Genomic DNA, 2,653 nt, shown 5'->3' on the forward strand with positions numbered 1-2,653 from the left:
TCAAGGCGAAGATCGTAGTGCAGCCGCGTGGCCGCGTGTTTCTGAATGACAAATCGAAGCCGGTTAGATTTCGCGATCGTGCTTTCGCCGCTGGGTTCTTCCGTCTTGGTGAAATCCCGCTTGGCCCTATAGGTGGAAAGCTCGCCCTTTGTCATGGAAATTCCCCGGCTGATGTCGCAACGCGAGTCTCAACGCCGTGAGCGAGATTTTGTTCGGCTAACGCTGGAATCAGACGATCAAAACCTTCGACTTAACAATTGCGATCCCCGCATCCCAAACCGCGAGTTCTGCGTCGGTTGCAACACTGTCGGGAAGGAACAGGCCCAGTCGAGATCAAACCTTCGATGCCGGTTGGGGCCGTGGCCGGCTCGCGTGGAGACTTGCATCACTGGCGACAGTTTTGGGGGATTGGCAAGCCCTTCGGCCAGCGAGCCTGTAAGGGACCGACGATGTTTAGCTCCGGGGAATGGAACCAGATCTCCCTTGCAGCGTCATACAAGCAGATTCTCGTGCAACTGCAGGATTGATATCGATGATCAGGCCCGTTCTTCTCGCAGCTGCGGTGCTCGCCCTCGCATCCGGCAGGATGGAGGCGGCGAACCTAACCCTAGCCGCCGTCAACAATGCCCAATTCGACGACGGCGAAGCGAAGGGCGTCAATCCGATCGTGCTGAAGGCGCAAATCCTTTTGGATCGCGCGCGGTTCTCGCCAGGCCTAATCGACGGCCGAGGAGCAGAGAACTTCGCCAAGGCGGTCCGGGCATTTCAGGCGGCGAACGGCTTGCCCTCCGATGGCAAGCTCACCCGGGAGACTTGGGACAAGCTAGCCACAACATCCTCAAACCCGGCCCTTGTGACCTACGAGCTGACGCGCAAGGATGTGCGTGGACCGTTTACCAAGCGAATTCCGGCTCGCATGGAAAGAATGGCTCGCCTGCCTAGGCTTGGCTATCACAATGCGGTGGAAAAGATGGCTGAACGCTTCCACACAAGCGAACAGCTGCTCGAAAAGCTCAATCCCGGCATCGGCTTCAGGGTGGCCGGCGCAAAGTTGCTGGTGCCAGCTATCGACCGAGGCGATCCTCCTGCGGCTATTGCCAGAGTTGAGGTCAACAAGAGCGCTCGCCAGGTTCGCGTGCTCGACGCTTCCGGCAAAGTGCTTGCAGTGTACCCCGCTTCGATCGGGAGCCAGGAAAAGCCGGCGCCGAGCGGCCAGGCAGAGGTCAAACGTGTGGTGCACAACCCGACCTATCATTACGATCCTGACTTCGCCTTCAAGGGGGTTAAGACCAACCGCCCATTCACGATAGCTGCCGGGCCAAATAATCCGGTTGGATCGGTATGGATTGATTTGTCCATCGAAAGCTACGGCATTCACGGTACGCCCGAACCAGGCAAGATTGGAAAGACGTTCTCACATGGTTGCATCAGGCTGACCAATTGGGATGCTGAAGACCTCGCCTCTGAGGTGCAAAAGGGTACAGAGGTTATCTTCACAGATGAAACGGTGGAGTCAGTTGACGAGGGCCTCTAGTAGGCGCGTGCTACGTGAAGTTGGACAATGGTATGGCCTCTAAGACGAAAAGACTGCGTGGTTGGTGTTTCGTCATTGTCGCCGCCGCCGCAACAAATGGATTCACAACTGCGCTCCCGGCTGCACCGGTAGACGCGCAGGCGATTGCCGATCACTTCACCTCAATAAAATCCATGTCTGGGGACTTCGTCCAGTCCGGCCCAAAGGCGGAACGGACCAGTGGCAGGTTTTTTCTCCAACGCCCGGGCAAGATCCGATTCAACTATGCCGGCCAATCGGGGATCAGCGTCATTGCCGATGGCAAATCGGTAGTCGTTTATAATAAGAAGCTTAGGACCTCGCGGCTTTATTCGCTTTCGAAGACGCCACTCAAGCTGCTACTCGACAATAAGGTCGACCTCTCTGGCAGCCGGCTCAAAAGCATCAGGGAGGAAGGCGATCTGATAATTATTAAACTATCTGACAAATCATCCTTCGGTAATTCCAATATCTCTATGATGTTTGACAGGAAAAATCTCGACTTGCGCAAGTGGAGCCTTATCGACGAGAAGGGACTGACCACGACGGTAACAATCTTCAACGTGAAGCAGGGCGTTCGCGTTGCCGAGGGAACCTTTACTATCGACTACGCGGCAAACCGGGAGAACAACACCTCAACGAAGTCGCGTTGAAGTTGGTGGTTCGACTCCTCTCTCCCGATACCCCCGGGGACGCAGCCAGGGTCGCTTTTGGTATCCGCATCGTCCTTCAGGCAAGCTTCGATCTGCCTGTAGAGCTCATTGAGCTTCGTATCGGATTTCTTGAACGCGGCACCGGCGCACGCGTCAGGGCGGCCTGACGCTTTCGAAGGCTGGTCGCATCGTCGCATCGACACCAGACTTTTACTTGGATCCGTCCCGTGATCGGCAGCGGTCGCCCCTGGATCACTTTAACCAGTTGAACGGAGCCATCCGGCCATGCCCCGCGTTAAGGCGGAAAGGGTAATTTCATGGGTTCGGAAGCCATCAAACGGAAAGCACTTGGACCCAATGAGCGCGGTGAGCGGCGTAGGCTGCGCAAAGAAAAGCAGCGAATTGAAAACGTTGGACGTGCCGACAAGATGCATACCGCCCGATTGGC

General features: G+C 56.3%; 3 protein-coding genes. 2 read left to right on the plus strand and 1 reads right to left on the minus strand.

All coding sequences use genetic code 11. The annotated features are described in order from the left end of the window. Positions 1-532 precede the first annotated feature (532 nt). Together AC1D0I_RS32385 and AC1D0I_RS32390 are read left to right on the plus strand one after the other, a co-directional pair. Positions 533-1,534, plus strand: coding sequence for a L,D-transpeptidase family protein (locus AC1D0I_RS32385; RefSeq protein WP_477308069.1), 1,002 nt, complete (start codon positions 533-535; stop codon positions 1,532-1,534). Positions 1,535-1,566: 32 nt separating this feature from the next. Next, the gene (locus AC1D0I_RS32390) at positions 1,567-2,205 is read left to right on the plus strand and encodes an outer-membrane lipoprotein carrier protein LolA (RefSeq protein ID WP_477308071.1); all 639 of its coding nucleotides are present in this window, start codon (positions 1,567-1,569) and stop codon (positions 2,203-2,205) included. Here AC1D0I_RS32390 and AC1D0I_RS32395 read toward each other — a convergent pair. After that, positions 2,160-2,402 carry a lysozyme inhibitor LprI family protein gene (locus AC1D0I_RS32395; RefSeq protein ID WP_477308107.1) on the minus strand — a complete coding sequence of 81 codons (243 nt, stop codon included), beginning with the start codon at positions 2,400-2,402 and terminating at the stop codon, positions 2,160-2,162. The two genes, AC1D0I_RS32390 and AC1D0I_RS32395, sit on opposite strands and share 46 nt — an antisense overlap. Positions 2,403-2,653 lie beyond the last annotated feature (251 nt).

It is taken from the genome of Mesorhizobium sp. P2_D1 (assembly GCF_056404455.1).